Source organism: Glaciihabitans sp. GrIS 2.15, from assembly GCF_035984695.1.
Classification (GTDB): domain Bacteria; phylum Actinomycetota; class Actinomycetes; order Actinomycetales; family Microbacteriaceae; genus Lacisediminihabitans.
Genome location: NZ_JAXCHU010000001.1, coordinates 201,448 through 216,437, shown reverse-complemented (window position 1 = coordinate 216,437; position 14,990 = coordinate 201,448). Strand labels below are relative to the sequence as shown.

Here is a 14,990-nt window from a genome sequence, read left to right as displayed (position 1 = left end):
CGGCCGAAATCCCTACGACTGGATGTTCTTGGTCGCGAATCGGCTGTAGGCGAGGGCGCCGAAGATCACTATGTAGCAGAGCTGCACCACCGCATTCGTACCGAAGGAGGTCCAGTCGAGCGGTTGCCGCAGAAGATCGGCGAACCCTAGCCAGTAGTGGCTGAACAGCCAGGGATGAAGCCAGGCGAGTTGGGGAAGGATGTCGAGAATCTGGGCGACGACGGATACCACGACGGTCGCGGCCATCGCTCCGACCGGCACGTCGGTGAGCGTCGAGATGAACAGGCCGATTGCGGAGAGTCCCAGCAGGGAGAGCGACACGTAGGCGGCGACCAGGAGGGATCGAAGGAGAGCCTCCGGCACGCTGATCACATCGCCCGACAGCAGTGTTACCGGGCCGACCGGGAAGAGAGCCGCGCCGATGAGAAGCCCGGCCACCGTGAGAATCAGAGCCGCAGCGAGGCAGAACGCGGCTGCGCCCGCGTATTTGACCAGCAGCAGTCGCACACGACCGGCTGGCGCGACGAGCAGGTAACGAAGGGTGCCCTGGCCCGCCTCGCCCGCAATGGTGTCCCCGGCCACCACGCCGATGGTGAGCGGCAGAAAGAGGGGGATCGCCACGACCATGCTGGTGAAGCCGACGAACAGCCCGTTTTGGGTCACGCGGGAGAGGAAGGGTGGGCCCTCCCCCGCAGCAAGGGTGCTGGTCGACAGGCGCACCGCGATGGCGAGCAGTATCGGGATCAGCGCGACGGCTGCCAGCATCGCCCAGGTGCGCCTTCGCCGGAAGAGCACGGACAGTTCCGACCACAGCAGATCCCAGCCCGCGGTGCGACGATCTGGGATTACTTCGATACGAGCGTTCTCACTGGACGACATCGAAACCTTCTCCGGTCAGGGCGACGAACCGTTCTTCGAGGCTGGGTTCCTCCACCGAGAATGCACGGATCCGCACCCCGGCCGACTGAAGGGCGGAGGCGATTGTTTCCGGTTCCGTCGCCTGGTCACGCACAGGGGCAAGCACCCAAGTCGCGGTGCCGTCCACGTGCGACCGCTCGGCCACGAGGCCGAGGTGGCGCAGCGTCTCAACCGCCGAATCCGCATCCGGGGTCAGCACCCGAACGCGGGCAGTGTCGACTCCGCGGAGCTCGGCGAGGGTGCCCTGCGCGACGATGTTACCGGCACTCATCACCGCGGCGTGGGTGCACATCTGGGCCACCTCACTGAGAAGGTGACTCGACACGAACACCGTGGTGCCCTCCGCGGCCAGCGCCCCGACAAGGCTGCGCACCTCGCGGGTTCCCTGGGGATCGAGTCCATTGGTCGGCTCATCGAGAACGAGGAGCTCGCGCGGCCGCAAAAGGGCGTTCGCGATGCCAAGGCGCTGCTTCATTCCGAGCGAGTAGGCGTGCACCTTCTTCTGCGCGGCATTACTCAGCCCCACTCGCTCCAAGGCGGAGTCGATCCGCGCGGAACGGCTGCGGGAGGAGGCATAGCGATCGGCGGAGTCGTAACGTCGTAGGTTGTCGATCCCGGAAAGGTATGGATAAAACGCGGGGCCCTCAACCAGCGCCCCCACACGCGGAAGTACCGTGTGCAGCCTGTCGGGCATGCGCTCCCCCAGCACCCGAACGGTGCCGCTCGTCGGCTGCACCAGCCCGAGAAACATGCGTATGCTCGTGGTCTTGCCCGATCCGTTTGGGCCGAGGAATCCGAAGACGGATCCGCCCGGGACCGCAAGATCAATTGAGTTGACAGCCGTCTGCTGGCCGAATCGTTTGGTTAGTCCCTCGCTCACGATCGCGAAATCGGCAGCCGGGACCGTCACTTGCCGGCGGCGGCTTGGAGCTGAGCCAGGGGTACCGAACCGACAAACATCCGGCCGTCCGTGGCGATGAAGACGTTGACAAGGGAGGTCGAGAGGGCGCGGCCGCCCGACACCTTGGTCGCGATCTGGGCCAGGAGAGCGTTGTCAGAAATCTCTTTCGGAACGGATGTCGCGGCAAACTCCGCGATCGAACCCCAACCCGTGCCCGTGACGGTGGGGATGTCGGCGACCATCGAGCTCAAAGTTTTCTTTTCGCCCGAAGCTGTGTCCTGTGGCAATTTTTGTTCGACCACGGTGGCGCCGACCGGTGGGGTGAAGGTGAAGACGTTGGCATCGGGAGTCGAGAATTCCACATCGCTGAAGCCAACCTGTACCGCTGGGCTCTTTTGACCCTTCGCCAGGACCGTGACCTCGAGCGGGAGGCCTGTCTGAGAATCAACATCGATCGTCACCGACGCGACCAGAGTGCTCGACGATTTCGGCGTGAGAACCAGCGAGTATGCGCTTCGACTGGCAACGGTGCGGTTAGTGCCGACGGAGACCTTGGTGCTCGGGTCCGCACGATCGAGCAACTCTCTCGCCAATTCGGACGGGTTGGAGACGTCGACACCGACGGCGGCATTGATGCCGCTGAGTTTTGACTTCACCGAGGTGGAGAGATCAGCCGGGACTGCTGCGTGGGTGGCGGTGTTGGTTTGAAAATCGTAGGCCCAGACGTCTGTTCCATTGCTGACCAGGTTGCGCTCGGCCAGCTTGTCTTCGAGCTGGATTCGCACCTTTTGAGGATCACCGGCCACCTTCGAACTGTCGACGAACACTCGCGCGGTGTGCGATCCACTCACGAGTCCGAGCGCAGTGGTGAGGGCGCTACTCGATGCGCCTTTCGGCACAAAGTCCTCCATACCCTTTGGTACGGATGCTGACATCGAATCGATCATTGACTGTGACATACCGCTGCTCAGGCTCAGCGCCGGAAGGCCGAGGTCGGAGGTCGACTGCACCGTGCCGGAGAAGTCAGTGCCTGCGCTGTTCGCGATCATCAGCAGCACCTGCTTCGCCGACCGGTCGGGCAGGGGGCTGGCTGCTCCCGCCTGCAGCGGAAGCACGATGACGCCCGCGACGACGACGACGGGAACGACGATGGCTGGCAGCCATTTGACGATATTGCGAGGCACGGTCGACAACCTTTTTCTCAGAGTAAAAACCTTGCGTGGTACAGCCCCTAAGCTAAGCGGCGGAACTGACAATTGGCCGTGGCTGAGTGGATGCTGAGCCGGCTGCCGAACACCGGATCACGGAAGATCATGCGGCTTACCGTGCTGCAGCGAACCCTGGTGCGGCTCAGCCTGATCTGGGCGATGCGATCCCGCTCAGACCGGGCATGCCCTCACCCCGCGATATGCTCCCCTACGAGAATGAAGGCCTAACGCAACGCGAGGGAACGGCGGCAGAGATGAGGGCACCCGATCCCCTGCGCCGTGATCCGATCGCCGAGGCGAAGCGACAGTGGGATGAACGGGGCTGGACGGATGCCTCGGAGGGCATGGCTGCGGTCACCTCCATCATGCGCACCCAACAAATTCTGCTCTCCCGCATCGACGGGGTGCTCAAGAGATTCGACCTCACCTTCGCCCGATTCGAGCTTCTCGCCCTCCTGAGTTTCGCCCGCTCCGGGACCCTGCCTATGGTCAAGGCAAGCGCCCGCCTCCAGGTGCATCCGACCAGCGTCACCAACGCGGTGGATCGTCTCGAGCGCGCGGGTCTCGTGCGCCGGGTCGCTCACCCCACCGATGGACGCGGCACGCTGGTTGAGATCACTCCTGAGGGGCGAGTACGAGCGCTCGCTGCGACACGGGAACTCAACTCCGTAGTGTTTTCACAGCCCGGCTTCAGCGCGACGGAACTCGTCGAACTCAACGGCATGCTCGGGAGATTCCGCCGCGACGCCGGTGACTTCGGTGACGACTCGTCAGACGACCGGTCGTCTCACGAAGCCTGAACCCGTCCAGCTGAATGACGGCGTTTCGTGCGCGAGAAATGCTGCGGCCCCGATCTCTGCGTCGTCACTTGCCGCCGCCTCGCCCTGCCAGGCATCGCCGATCGCGGCGGCATCCTCTCCCGCCGCGAACGCGTGGACCAGCTGCTTCATCGCCTGGATCGAAAGCTGGGAGCGGCTGGCGAGCATCCCGGCGAACGAATCGACAGCTGCCCACAGCCCAGGCGCGGGATGCACCTGCGAGAGCATCCCGAGCGAGACGGCCTGCCCGCTGCTGATGAGCTCGCCACTGAACAGCAGGTATTTCGCGGTCGCCGGACCGACGATACTCACCAGGCGCTGGATGCCGGACAGTGGGTAGATGATGCCGATGCGCGCGGGCGTGATGCCAAATGTCGCGCGGTCGGACGCGATGCGGACGTCACAGGCGGCCGCGATCTGCCAGCCTCCCCCGACGCAGAAGCCGTCGATTGCCGCGACGGTGGGTTTGGTGAATTCGGCGAGCGCGTTCTCGGCCACGGTCACGAGTCCGCCGTCCGGCATGCCCGGCGCGTGGAGGATGCGTGCGAGATCGCGGATGTCCGCACCAGAGGAGAAGTCTGCGCCGGCGCCGCGCACCACCAAGACCTTCACACTCGGATCGGAGGCGAGCTCGGAGAGCGCCTCGGGCAGCCGGTGCCACATCTTCGCGGTCACGGAGTTTCGCTTTCCGACGTTCTCGATCGTGAGAGTCGCGATTGTGCCTCTCGTCTCGACTGCGATGCCCGCCACGATCAGCCCTCAGACACGGCGACGATCCCGGCCGCCACCAGTCCGGCAACCTGGTGCTCGCTGAGTCCAAGTTCGGAGAGCACAGCCCGGGTATCCTCCCCGAGTGACGGTGGGGCCTTGCGGATGCGCGGCGCAACCCCGTCGAGGGAGATCGGCCCCCGAAGCAGTGGCAGGTCCGTGCCATCGGTACGCGTGACGTGCTTGACCATGTCAAGGTGTTGCACCTGCGGGTCGGCAAATGCCTGGGCATAGTTGTAGATGGGCCCGGCGGGGATGCGCGCCCGCCTCAGGGCTTCGACCCATTCGATGCCCGACCGGGCGGCAAGGGCCACTTCGAGCCTTGCCGCGAGAGCCGGCCGATGAGCGGTGCGGGACTTTCCGGTCGCGAAATCCGGCTCGTCGGCGAGCGCCGGGTCTCCGACGAGAGCGCACAGGTCGCGCCAGTGCTTGTCGTTCCCGACCGCGATGATGATCGGGATGTCCGCGGTCTCGAAGACCCCGTAGGGTGCGAGCACGGGATGGTTGTTGCCCTGCGGCGTGGGGATCTCCCCCAGGCTGAGGTAACGCTGCCCCTGGAATACCGAGATGGCCAAGGCTGCCTCGAGCAGCGATGTCGAGACCGAGAGACCATGCCCGGTGCGCTCCCGTCCCACGAGTGCCGCAGCGATTCCGACCGCGGTGAAAACACCGGCGAAGATATCGATGATGGGGATGCCCACCCGATACATCGTGTCTGCGTCCTCGCCCGTGACCGACATGACACCCGACATCCCCTGCGCCACCTGGTCGAGGCCGGCCGTCTGGCTGAGCGGACCGGTGCTGCCGAATCCGCTCACGGAGGCGACGATCAAAGCGGGCTTTTCGGCGCGAAGCTCATCGGGATCCAGCCCGATGTCCGTCATCACCCCCGGGCGGAAGTTCTCGACGACAACGTCGGCGGCGAGCGCCAGTCGTCGAAGTAATGCCCGGCCCTCCGGAGCGTAGAAGTCGAGCGCGATCGACGACTTACCGCGATTGACGGAGTCGAAGTACAGGCTGTGGTCGTTTTCAAACGGGGGCCAGCCGCGGGTCGAGTCGCCGCCTTTCACGCTCTCCACCTTGGTGATGGTCGCGCCGAGGTCGGCGAGCAGCGCCGTCGCGTAGGGGCCGGCGAGCGCGCGCGTGAGGTCGAGGACGACGATGCCGTTCAGCGGGGCGGGTTCCGCCGTCCCGGCCTCCTCCGTCCCAGCATCCCCCGTCACGGCCTCGGTCATGAGCGCAGCTTGATGTTGATCTGCTTGGTCTGGGTGAAGCCGGCGAGCATGCCTTCGAGCGATACCTCTCGACCGATCCCGCTCTGCTTGTAGCCACCGTAGGACTGGCCGACCACCTGGCCACCGCCCTGATTCACCTGGATCCAGCCGGCGTCGACCCGGTGGGCTGTGTTGAGCGCCGCGTCGAGGTCGTGGCTCCACACGAAGGCGGCCAGCCCGTAATTGGAGTCATTGGCCATCTGCACCACTTCGTCCACCTCTCGCCACGGAATGGCGACGAGTACCGGCCCGAAGATCTCCTCCTGCGCGAGACGGAAGTCGTTGCGCGCGCCCGCGAAGACAGTAGGCAGGTGATAAAACCCCTCCGTGAGCGCGCCCTCAGTCGGCGCGGAACCACCGAGAGCGACGGTCATGGCAGGGTTTGAGCGGCCGTCCGCCAGATAGTCGTCGATCGAAGCGTGCTGTTTGCCGTTGATGATCGCTCCCATATCGGAGCTCTCGTCGAGCGGATCACCGACCCTCAGCGCGCCGAGTCGGCCGACCAGGCGATCGAGCACCTCGTCGTAGATGTCCGCGTGCAGGAAGAGGCGCGATCCAGCCGTGCAGCTCTGTCCCTGGCGAGTGAAGCGCGAAGCGAGAAGCAATCCGTCGATGAGGTCGTCGTCGACGGCATCCGGAAAGACGATCGAGGGGTTCTTGCCGCCGAGTTCGAGCGAGACGTGGGCCAGACGTTCTCCCGCCTGGCGGCCGACGCCGCGGCCCACCTCGGTGGAGCCGGTGAAGGAGACCTTGTCGACTCCAGGATGCGTCGCGAGCGCGGATCCGATGAGGCTTCCGCGACCGGTCAGCGCGTTGACTACGCCAGCGGGGAGGTGCCGGTTGCACACCTCCGCGAGCAGCAGGATGGTCAGCGGGGCGTCATCCGCGGCCTTGAGGATCACGGTGTTTCCCGCGGCGAGCGCGGCCGGCACTTTGAAGCCGGCGATCATGAGAGGCGAGTTCCACGGCAGGATGCAGGCGACCACGCCAAGCGGCTCAAGTCGGGTGTACTGCAGCTGGTTGTCGCCGGCCGGCAGGGTCGTCCCTTTGACTTCTCCGGCGATGCCAGAGAAATATCGGAACAGTGCGACGAGGGTCGTCACCTCCGGGCGAGCCTGGGTGCGCAGCGCGTTACCGGTGTCAAGGGCCGTCAGGCGAGCGAAGTGTTCCGCCCGTGCCTCGATCTCGTCGGCGATGCGGGCGAGAGCGCGCGCCCGTTCGGTGAAGTGTCGTGCCCGCCAGTCGGGGAACGCTGCCCTGGCCGCAGCCACCGCCCGGTCGACATCCTCCACCCCCGCCGCCGGAACCCGGCAGATCACGCTGCCGCGATGGGCAGGGTTGGCAACCTCGCGCCACTCCTCGGTGGTCGAGTGCACCTTCTGCCCTCCGATCCACATGGGTTGGTCGGGTCCGCGAGTCGTCGAGTAGGTGTCTACGGCGCCATCGAGGAGTGTGGTGTCAGTCATGCGGTGGTTCCTATCGGATCGAGAAGTCTGGCGGATCGAGAAGTCTGGCGAATCGAGAAGCTCTATCGGTTCGTGAAAGTCGGGGCGCGCTTCTCGATGAAGGCGCGCATCCCCTCCTTTTGGTCGTCGATGGCGAATATGGAGTGGAAGACCCGGCGCTCGAAACGGAGGCCGGCATCCAGCGTCGTCTCGAAGGCCGCGTTCACCGCCTCCTTGGCGAGCATTGCGACCGGGAGGGACATCCCGGCGATCGTGGTCGCGGTGGCGAGGGCGTTCTCGAGCAGGTCGTCGGCTGCCACGACCCTGGCGACGAGACCGGCGCGTTCGGCTTCGCCCGCGTCGATCGTGCGCCCCGTCAGGATCAGTTCCATGGCCTTGGCCTTGCCGACCGCGCGGGTGAGTCGTTGGGAGCCACCAATGCCGGGGATCACTCCCAGCTTGATCTCCGGCTGGCCAAACTTCGCGGTGTCGGCGGCGATGATGAAATCGCACAGCATGGCGAGCTCGCACCCGCCGCCGAGGGCGTGACCGGAGACCGCGGCGATGAGCGGGGTGCGCACCGCGGCGAGCCGATCCCAGCCAGAGAACCAGTCGGCGAGGTACATATCCATGTAGGTCTGGGTGGACATCTCCTTGATGTCCGCCCCGGCGGCGAAAGCACGAGCCGATCCGGTGAGCACGATCGCTCCGATGCCGGTATCGGCATCGAGCTCGGTCGCGGCCGTCACCACGTCGGTCATCAGGGCCAGGTTCAGCGCGTTGAGCGCCTCTGGCCGGTTGAGCGTGATGAGCCCGACGCGTCCCCGCCGTTCGAGCAGGATGTTCTGGTAGTCGGTCATGCCGCCGCGCCTCCCGAATTATTGCGGATGGTATTAATAATGGCCGAGAAGTCGAGACCGGCCCCGCCCTCATCCGCGAACCGTCGATAGATGGATGCCGCGAGGGGCCCGAGCTCGGCGGCGGTACCGGTCGCCTCGAGGGCTCCGAGCGCGAGCCCGAGGTCTTTTGCCATGAGGGCGCCAGCGAAGCCGGGCTGGTAGTCGCGATTGGCCGGGCTCGCGGGCACCGGTCCCGGCACCGGGCAGTTGGTGGTGAGTGCCCAGCACTGGCCGGATGCCGTGGATGCGACATCGAAGAGCGCCTGGTTCGACAGGCCGAGCTTCTCCCCGAGCACGAATGCCTCACTCACGGCGATCATCGAGATACCGAGGATCAGGTTGTTGCAGATCTTCGCGGCCTGGCCGGCTCCCGAGTCGCCGCAGTGCACGATCCGGCCGCCCATCACGGAAAGGATCGGCTCGGCGACGGCGAAGTCCGCCTCGTCGGCGCCGACCATGAAGGTGAGAGTGCCGGCGGTCGCCCCTCCGACACCACCCGAGACCGGGGCATCCATTCCCCGATGCCCGGCAGTAACGGCAAGGGAGCGCGCGGTGCGGGCGTCGTCGACGTCGATCGTGGAGGAATCGATGAACAGGGTGCCGGGAGTCGCTGCGGCCAACAGTCCTTCTCTGAAGGCATCGATCACGTGCTTTCCGCTGGGAAACATGGTGATCACAATCTCGACGTCCGTGACAGCCCCGACAGCCTCAGCCGCGATGATCACCCCGCTGTCCCTGGCGTGGTCGAGGGCAGCGGGCACTGGGTCGAACCCGACGACGGTGTGGCCAGCCTTCACAAGATTGGCGGCCATCGGTGCGCCCATGTTGCCGAGCCCGAGGAAAGCGATTCTGGTCATTCGATTCTCCTGTCCCTGGCGCCTGCCATCGGTGACAGGCGGAGTTCACGATCTCCGAGGCTCTCGAAATAGGCCTCGATGTCTGGCCGCCGCACGTCACCGAGGGTAGGAGGCGACCAGCGCGGGGCGCGATCCTTGTCGATCACCTGCGCCCGCACTCCCTCCACGAGCTCGGTCCCCTGCGTGAACCGCAGAGACAAGCGGAATTCCTGGTCGAGCACCTCTTCGAGGGTGTCGAGTGCCCGCGCCCGGCGAAGGGACTCGAGGGCGACACTCACCGCTGTCGGCGACTTGGTGAGGATGGACAGCGCAGCACGCTGTGCGTCAGCATGCGGCGAGGATTCGAGACGCGCGACGATCTCCCGTGCGTCGTTCGAGGCATAGCATTCGTCGATCCATTGCCTCTGTTGCAGGAGGACGGATGCGGGAGGGGCGGTTGCCACTTCCGCAATTGCATCCGCCGCCGAACGAGTCTCGAGCGCGACGGCCAGGTCGGCGAGCCGGTCGCTTGTCACGAAGTGATCGGCCAGGCCGAGAGCGATTGCATCGGCGCCGGTGACCGATCCCGCGGTGAGGGCGAGGTGAGTGCCGAGTTCGCCGGGAGCGCGGGACAGCAGAAAGGTTCCGCCGACATCCGGCACGAACCCGATACCGGTCTCGGGCATCCCGAGCCTGGTTCGTTCGGTCACGACGCGAAAGGACCCGTGCGCGGACACCCCGACCCCACCACCGAGAACAACGCCGTCCATGAAGGCGACGTAGGGCTTCGAATAGCGGGCGATGTGTGCATTGAGCGCGTATTCATCCGCCCAGAATGACGCGGATGCCGCGCCGCCGACCTTCTCATCGGTGCCGATGGCATCGGTGTAAATCGCGATGATGTCCCCCCCGGCACAGAGGCCGCGGTCACCGGCGCCGGAGATGAGCACGGTCGCTACGGAGTCGTCGGACTCCCACTTCTCGAGAGCGGCCGCGATCGTGATCACCATCGAGTGGGTGAGGGCATTGATGGACTTCGGGCGGTTGAGCACGAGGTGGCCGAGATGACCGCGTCGATACACCAGCACGTCGCCGCTCTCGCCCATCGGGCTCTCGACCATCGGACTCTCGACCATCAGGCTTCCGCCAGGCTTCGGCCGATGATGAGTCGCATGATCTCGTTGGTCCCTTCGAGAATCTGGTGCACGCGCAGGTCTCGGACGATGCGTTCCAGTCCATACTCCGTTAGATAGCCGTAGCCGCCGTGCAACTGGATGGCCGCATTCGCGACAGTGAAGCCCGCATCGGTCGCAACGCGCTTCGCCATCGCGCACAGGCGCACCAGGTCGGCATCGCCCCGGTCGAGGGCATCGGCGGCACGGGCGAGCAGGGTACGGGCGGTCTCGAGCTCGGTGTCCATGTCGGCGAGTTGAAAGAGCAGTGCCTGCTGGTTGATCAGCGGGCCGCCAAAGGCAGTGCGCTGCTTGAGATAGGAAACGGTCTTGTCGAGCGCGGACTGGCCACCGCCGAGCGAGCAGGCTCCCATGTTGATCCGTCCGCCGTTCAGCCCGCTCATCGCGATACCGAAACCGTCACCCTCCGCTCCGAGCAGGTTGTCGGCCGGTACCCGAACCCCGTCGAAGACGACCTGGCGCGTCGGTTGCGCATGCCAGCCCATTTTCTTCTCGAGCGGCCCGAAGCTGAGCCCGGGCGTGCCCGTTGGCACGACGATGGCACTGATGCCGTGGCTCCCGGTATCGGCGGTGCGTGCCATCACGATGTAAAAAGCTGAAGAACCGGCGCCCGAGATGAACTGCTTTACGCCGTCGATGACGTAGTCGTCGCCCACTCGCACAGCCCGCGTGCTCAGTGCCGCAGCATCCGATCCCGCTCCGGGTTCGGTCAGGCAATAACTGCCGAGGGCCTCCATGGTTGAGAGCTGCGGCACCCATTCGGCACGCTGGGTGTCGTCGCCGAAACTGTCGATCATCCAGGTGACCATGTTGTGGATCGAGATGTAGGCGGCGATTGTCGTGTCGCCCTTGGCCAGTTCCTCGAAGATGAGCACGGAGTCGGCGCGGGTCAGACCCGACCCACCGAACTGCTCACGGGCGTAGATACCGCCCATGCCGAGCTCACCGGCCTGGCGCAATACCTCCACTGGAAAGTAGTGCGTCTCGTCCCATTCCGCCGCATGGGGAGCGAGCGATTCGGTCGCGAATTGGCGCACCATCTGCACAATCGCCTTCTGGTCTTCGGATACTCCGTACATCGGCCGCCTTTGCCCTTGCTCATCCTGATCCTTAACGCCAGTGTTCTTTGCAGGTCCTGTGCGTCATAATGAATTTACTAGGACATCCAAGTAATCGCCAGTAAATTACCGGTGCGTACAGGCCGATGCCCACTTCGGCCAGTCCCGATGACCAAAGATTTCGATGAGGAAACCGGAGAGCGTGATGAAGATCGCAGTGCTCGTGAAAGAGGTACCCGACACCTGGGGCGATCGGCGCATCGACCCCTCGACGAAGCGGGTGGATCGCGGCGGTGACGTCGTGATCGACGAGATCAATGAGAAGGCTGTCGAAGCCGCGCTCCTCGTCAAGGAGGCCAACTCGGGGAGCGACGTGACCGTCGTGACCATGGGGCCAGCGAGCGCACTTGATGCGATCCGCAAGTCGCTGGCGATGGGGGCCGACCGAGGCATCCACATCATCGACAACGGGCTCACTGGATCGGATGTTGTGCAAACTTCCGCGGCGCTCGCCGCAGCCCTCGACGGCCGCGGCTTCGACCTTGTGATCACCGGTAACGAATCGACGGACGGTCGAAGCGCCGCAGTGCCGGCGATGCTTGCCGAGCGGCTCGGGCTGGCCCAGCTCACCTTCTTGCGCACCCTCACCGTGTCTGCGGACGGTGGCTCGGGTGGCACAGTCACCGGCGAACGTGTCACCACGGAGGGACACGTCGAACTTCGTGCCTCCCTTCCCGCCCTCGTATCCGTTACCGAACAGATTGCCGAAGCGCGCTATCCGAACTTCAAGGGCATCATGTCTGCCAAGAAGAAGCCGGTCGAGGTACTCGCACTGGCCGATCTTCCCCTCGCAGCCGGCGACACCGGTGCTGACAACTCCTGGTCGGTCGTCGTGGAGGTCACGGCTCGCCCCCCGCGCTCCGGCGGCACCATCATCAAGGACGACGGCACCGCGGGAACACAGGTTGCCGAGTTCCTCGCGGCATCAAAACTGATTTAGCACACACTCTGGTTGAGGAAGAAGGCACACATGACACAGGTACTTGTTCTGGTCGAACTCGCGGATGGCGCGCTCGACAGCAGCACTTCGGAACTGCTTGCGGCCGCCGCCCAGCTCGGTTCTCCCGCCGCAGTGATCGTCGTTGAGCCGGGAGCAGCAGCCGGGCTCGCCGCCGAACTGGGCGCACTCGGCGCCGGTACCGTCTTCGTCGCGTCGCGGGAGGGGGCTGGTTCCCAGCTTGTCACCCCGCAGGTCGCGGCTCTGAAGGCCGCTGTCGCGGCGTCCGGAGACGTCTCCGCCGTCATTGTGAGCAACTCCACCGATGGCCGCGAAGCAGGCGCTCGACTGGCGATCCGGATCGACGCCGCGTACCAGAGCGACGCCGTCGGGATTGCCTCCGTAAACGGCGGGGTCGTCGTCACCCAACAGGCATTCGGCGGCTCCTATGCCGTCACCGCTGGAACCGGCCGCGGTATCCCCGTCATCTCCCTTCGCCCGCATTCGATCGAGGGAGTGGCACCGGCCGCAGCCGGAACCGTCCATGAGATCGATATCTCGGGTGATACCACCGCGACCACGGAGATCACCGCCCGCCATGAGCAGGCGCAGGCCTCTGAGCGTCCCACCCTTCAGACCGCCGACATCGTGGTCTCCGGCGGTCGCGGACTCGGGTCGAAAGAGAAGTTCGAGCTCGTCGAGCAACTCGCCGACTCCCTGGGAGCGGCGGTCGGGGCATCCCGCGCCGCGGTCGACGCCGGATATTGCGACCACAATATGCAGGTCGGGCAGACCGGGGTGACGGTGTCGCCAAACCTCTACATCGCCCTCGGCATCTCCGGCGCGATCCAGCACCGGGCAGGAATGCAGAGCGCCAAGACGATCATCGCGATCAACAAAGACGCGGACTCGCCCATCTTTGAAGTCGCCGACTTCGGAGTGGTCGGAGACCTCTTCACGGTGGTGCCGCAGCTCATCGACGCCGTCAACGCCCGGAGGGGTTGAGTGGGCGCGTTTCGCGAAAGCCGCTGGTTCCGGCTCGTCTGGATCGTGCCGGCCATTCTCGTTGCGCTGTTCCTCCTTGTTCTGGCCGCGCGCGGCATCCGTGCTCTTCCGGCGGTGCAGTCGTTCATGCGCGACTTCCCCGGAGAGTCGAAGCTGCCCGAGGGAGCCCCGATCGGCTTCCCGGCCTGGCTCGGTTGGCAGCACTTCCTCAATTCGTTCTTCATCCTCTTTATCATTCGCACCGGATGGCAGGTGCGCACCACCAAACGGCCACCGGCCTACTGGACCCGCACCAACACCGGTCTGCTTCGAACGAAAAATCCGCCGGTGAGAATCGGGCTTCATCTCTGGCTGCACCTCAGCCTTGATACGCTCTGGATTCTCAACGGGGTGATCTTCTTCGTGCTCATCTTCGCCACCGGGCAGTGGGTTCGCATCGTGCCGATTCACTGGGACATCTTCCCGAACGCTGTATCGGTTGGAATCCAATACGCCTCGTTCAACTGGCCGACCGAGAACGGCTGGGTCAACTACAACGCGCTTCAGACGCTCTCCTACTTTGTCATCACCTTCATCGCGGCGCCCCTTGCGCTGATCACGGGAATCCGGATGGCCCCGGGTCTCGCCGACCGGTTCAAGCGGTTCGACCGGGTATTTCCGCTTCCGGTGGCCCGTGCCATCCACTACCCGGTGATGCTCTTCTTCGCCGCGTTCATCGCCGTGCATGTGACTCTGGTTCTGGTCACCGGAGCCCTCCGCAACCTCAATCACATGTACGCCTCGCGGGACGACTACACCTGGTGGGGCGCGGGTATCTTCGCGATCTCGCTCATCGTCATGGCGGCGGCCTGGGTCGCCGTCCGCCCCGCGATCCTCAGTTCGCTCGCCGGACTCACCGGTTCCGTTCGACGCTGACCTGGCGGGAGGCGCCGTGCGGGCGGGAGCACTTATTCGCTGTGAATGCTGCGCTCAATCGACCACTACGCCGAGGTGGGTTGCGAACAGTGGTGCGAAGAGCGAAAGCTGGTACTCGTCAATCGTCACGCCGCGAAGACCCTCCAGCCCGGTGACGGTGCGAAGAAAAGTTGACCGGATATCGACGTCCGCCAGAGCTGCGCGGGTGACATCGAGGGTCTCAAGTCGGCAATTGCGCAGTTCGATGCGAGTACCGCGACAGCCGCCCAGATCAAGATCGGTGATCGTGCAGTCCTCGATCAGGAGATCGGTGATCTTCGAGGCGCGGAGATTGAGGTAATCGATCTTGCCGCCGCGCACGTAGACAGACGCTAGATCCGCTTCGAACAGTTCGGCCGAACCCCACCGCGGATTTTCGATGAGTACCTCCCGCCAGTGTGTTCGCGCGGCCAACAGGGACGGGGCGAAGGAGTCAGTGATCCGGCTCTCGGAGAACCGTGCGCCCCGCAGCTGCGCGTCGTCGAGGGTGACCGACGAGAAGTCACACTCCGTGAATGACGTGCCGGTGAGGTCATATCCGGTGAGATCGGAGTCGCGGTAGTGCTCACGGTCCCGCTCATCACGGTCGATGAGAAGCCGCCCGTCGATCGCGTCAAGAGCGGGAAGCGATAACGGTGAGATCCGGGGCGGCCTGGCGGGAGCAGTCACGGCGTCCACTCTTGCATGTCAGTGCGTCTCGACGGCTATCCACCGGC

General features: G+C 65.0%; 15 protein-coding genes. 4 read left to right on the top strand and 11 right to left on the bottom strand.

The genetic code is table 11. The features are described from left to right. Window positions 1–12 precede the first annotated feature (12 nt). From RCH11_RS01090 to RCH11_RS01080, 3 genes are read right to left on the bottom strand one after another with little or no spacing between them, the layout of a single operon-like run. Entirely contained in the window at window positions 13–879 is an 867-nt protein-coding gene (locus RCH11_RS01090) for an ABC transporter permease (protein ID WP_327055140.1), read from the bottom strand. After that, window positions 866–1,828: an ABC transporter ATP-binding protein gene (locus tag RCH11_RS01085; protein ID WP_327055139.1), complete on the bottom strand. Its 963-nt coding sequence runs from the start codon at window positions 1,826–1,828 to the stop codon at window positions 866–868. The genes RCH11_RS01090 and RCH11_RS01085 overlap by 14 nt, the downstream gene beginning before the upstream one ends. Next, window positions 1,825–3,003 (bottom strand): LolA family protein, encoded by a 1,179-nt coding sequence (locus RCH11_RS01080; RefSeq protein WP_327055138.1) that lies wholly within the window; start codon window positions 3,001–3,003, stop codon window positions 1,825–1,827. The genes RCH11_RS01085 and RCH11_RS01080 overlap by 4 nt, the downstream gene beginning before the upstream one ends. A gap of 278 nt (window positions 3,004–3,281) precedes the next feature. Between RCH11_RS01080 and RCH11_RS01075 the strand changes: the two genes are divergently transcribed. Beyond that, window positions 3,282–3,827, top strand: coding sequence for a MarR family winged helix-turn-helix transcriptional regulator (locus RCH11_RS01075; RefSeq protein WP_327055137.1), 546 nt, complete (start codon window positions 3,282–3,284; stop codon window positions 3,825–3,827). Here RCH11_RS01075 and RCH11_RS01070 read toward each other — a convergent pair. The 7 genes from RCH11_RS01070 to RCH11_RS01040 form a co-directional block, all read right to left on the bottom strand. Further along, window positions 3,798–4,595 carry an enoyl-CoA hydratase/isomerase family protein gene (locus RCH11_RS01070; RefSeq protein ID WP_327055136.1) on the bottom strand — a complete coding sequence of 266 codons (798 nt, stop codon included), beginning with the start codon at window positions 4,593–4,595 and terminating at the stop codon, window positions 3,798–3,800. The genes RCH11_RS01075 and RCH11_RS01070 overlap by 30 nt on opposite strands. A gap of 2 nt (window positions 4,596–4,597) precedes the next feature. Continuing rightward, on the bottom strand, window positions 4,598–5,848 hold the full coding sequence (locus RCH11_RS01065; RefSeq protein WP_327055135.1) for a CaiB/BaiF CoA transferase family protein: 1,251 nt from the start codon (window positions 5,846–5,848) through the stop codon (window positions 4,598–4,600). Further along, the gene (locus RCH11_RS01060) at window positions 5,845–7,353 is read right to left on the bottom strand and encodes an aldehyde dehydrogenase family protein (RefSeq protein WP_327055134.1); all 1,509 of its coding nucleotides are present in this window, start codon (window positions 7,351–7,353) and stop codon (window positions 5,845–5,847) included. The genes RCH11_RS01065 and RCH11_RS01060 overlap by 4 nt, the downstream gene beginning before the upstream one ends. A 62-nt stretch (window positions 7,354–7,415) precedes the next feature. Continuing rightward, window positions 7,416–8,192, bottom strand: a complete 777-nt coding sequence (locus RCH11_RS01055; RefSeq protein WP_327055133.1) for an enoyl-CoA hydratase — start codon at window positions 8,190–8,192, stop codon at window positions 7,416–7,418. Beyond that, entirely contained in the window at window positions 8,189–9,088 is a 900-nt protein-coding gene (gene mmsB, locus RCH11_RS01050; protein ID WP_327055132.1) for a 3-hydroxyisobutyrate dehydrogenase, read from the bottom strand. The genes RCH11_RS01055 and mmsB overlap by 4 nt, the downstream gene beginning before the upstream one ends. Next, a complete protein-coding gene (locus RCH11_RS01045) occupies window positions 9,085–10,203 on the bottom strand; it encodes an enoyl-CoA hydratase/isomerase family protein (RefSeq protein WP_327055131.1) in 1,119 nt (372 codons plus the stop codon). The genes mmsB and RCH11_RS01045 overlap by 4 nt, the downstream gene beginning before the upstream one ends. After that, complete coding sequence (locus RCH11_RS01040; RefSeq protein WP_327055130.1) at window positions 10,203–11,339, bottom strand: acyl-CoA dehydrogenase family protein; 1,137 nt, start codon at window positions 11,337–11,339, stop codon at window positions 10,203–10,205. Before RCH11_RS01040 ends, RCH11_RS01045 begins: the two co-directional genes overlap by 1 nt. A gap of 184 nt (window positions 11,340–11,523) precedes the next feature. Here RCH11_RS01040 and RCH11_RS01035 point away from each other — a divergent pair, with 184 nt between their 5' ends. Genes RCH11_RS01035 through RCH11_RS01025 form a run of 3 tightly spaced genes read left to right on the top strand, consistent with a single transcriptional unit; the run spans window position 11,524 to window position 14,235 of the window. Continuing rightward, window positions 11,524–12,318 (top strand): electron transfer flavoprotein subunit beta/FixA family protein, encoded by a 795-nt coding sequence (locus RCH11_RS01035; RefSeq protein WP_442788986.1) that lies wholly within the window; start codon window positions 11,524–11,526, stop codon window positions 12,316–12,318. A 30-nt stretch (window positions 12,319–12,348) separates the two neighbouring features. Then, window positions 12,349–13,320 (top strand): electron transfer flavoprotein subunit alpha/FixB family protein, encoded by a 972-nt coding sequence (locus RCH11_RS01030; RefSeq protein WP_327055128.1) that lies wholly within the window; start codon window positions 12,349–12,351, stop codon window positions 13,318–13,320. Next, window positions 13,321–14,235 (top strand): cytochrome b/b6 domain-containing protein, encoded by a 915-nt coding sequence (locus RCH11_RS01025; RefSeq protein ID WP_327055127.1) that lies wholly within the window; start codon window positions 13,321–13,323, stop codon window positions 14,233–14,235. It begins immediately after the preceding gene. A gap of 54 nt (window positions 14,236–14,289) precedes the next feature. On the opposite strand, the gene RCH11_RS01020 is transcribed toward RCH11_RS01025, so the two are convergent. Then, complete coding sequence (locus RCH11_RS01020) at window positions 14,290–14,943, bottom strand: pentapeptide repeat-containing protein (RefSeq protein ID WP_327055126.1); 654 nt, start codon at window positions 14,941–14,943, stop codon at window positions 14,290–14,292. Between the last annotated feature and the right edge of the window lie 47 nt (window positions 14,944–14,990).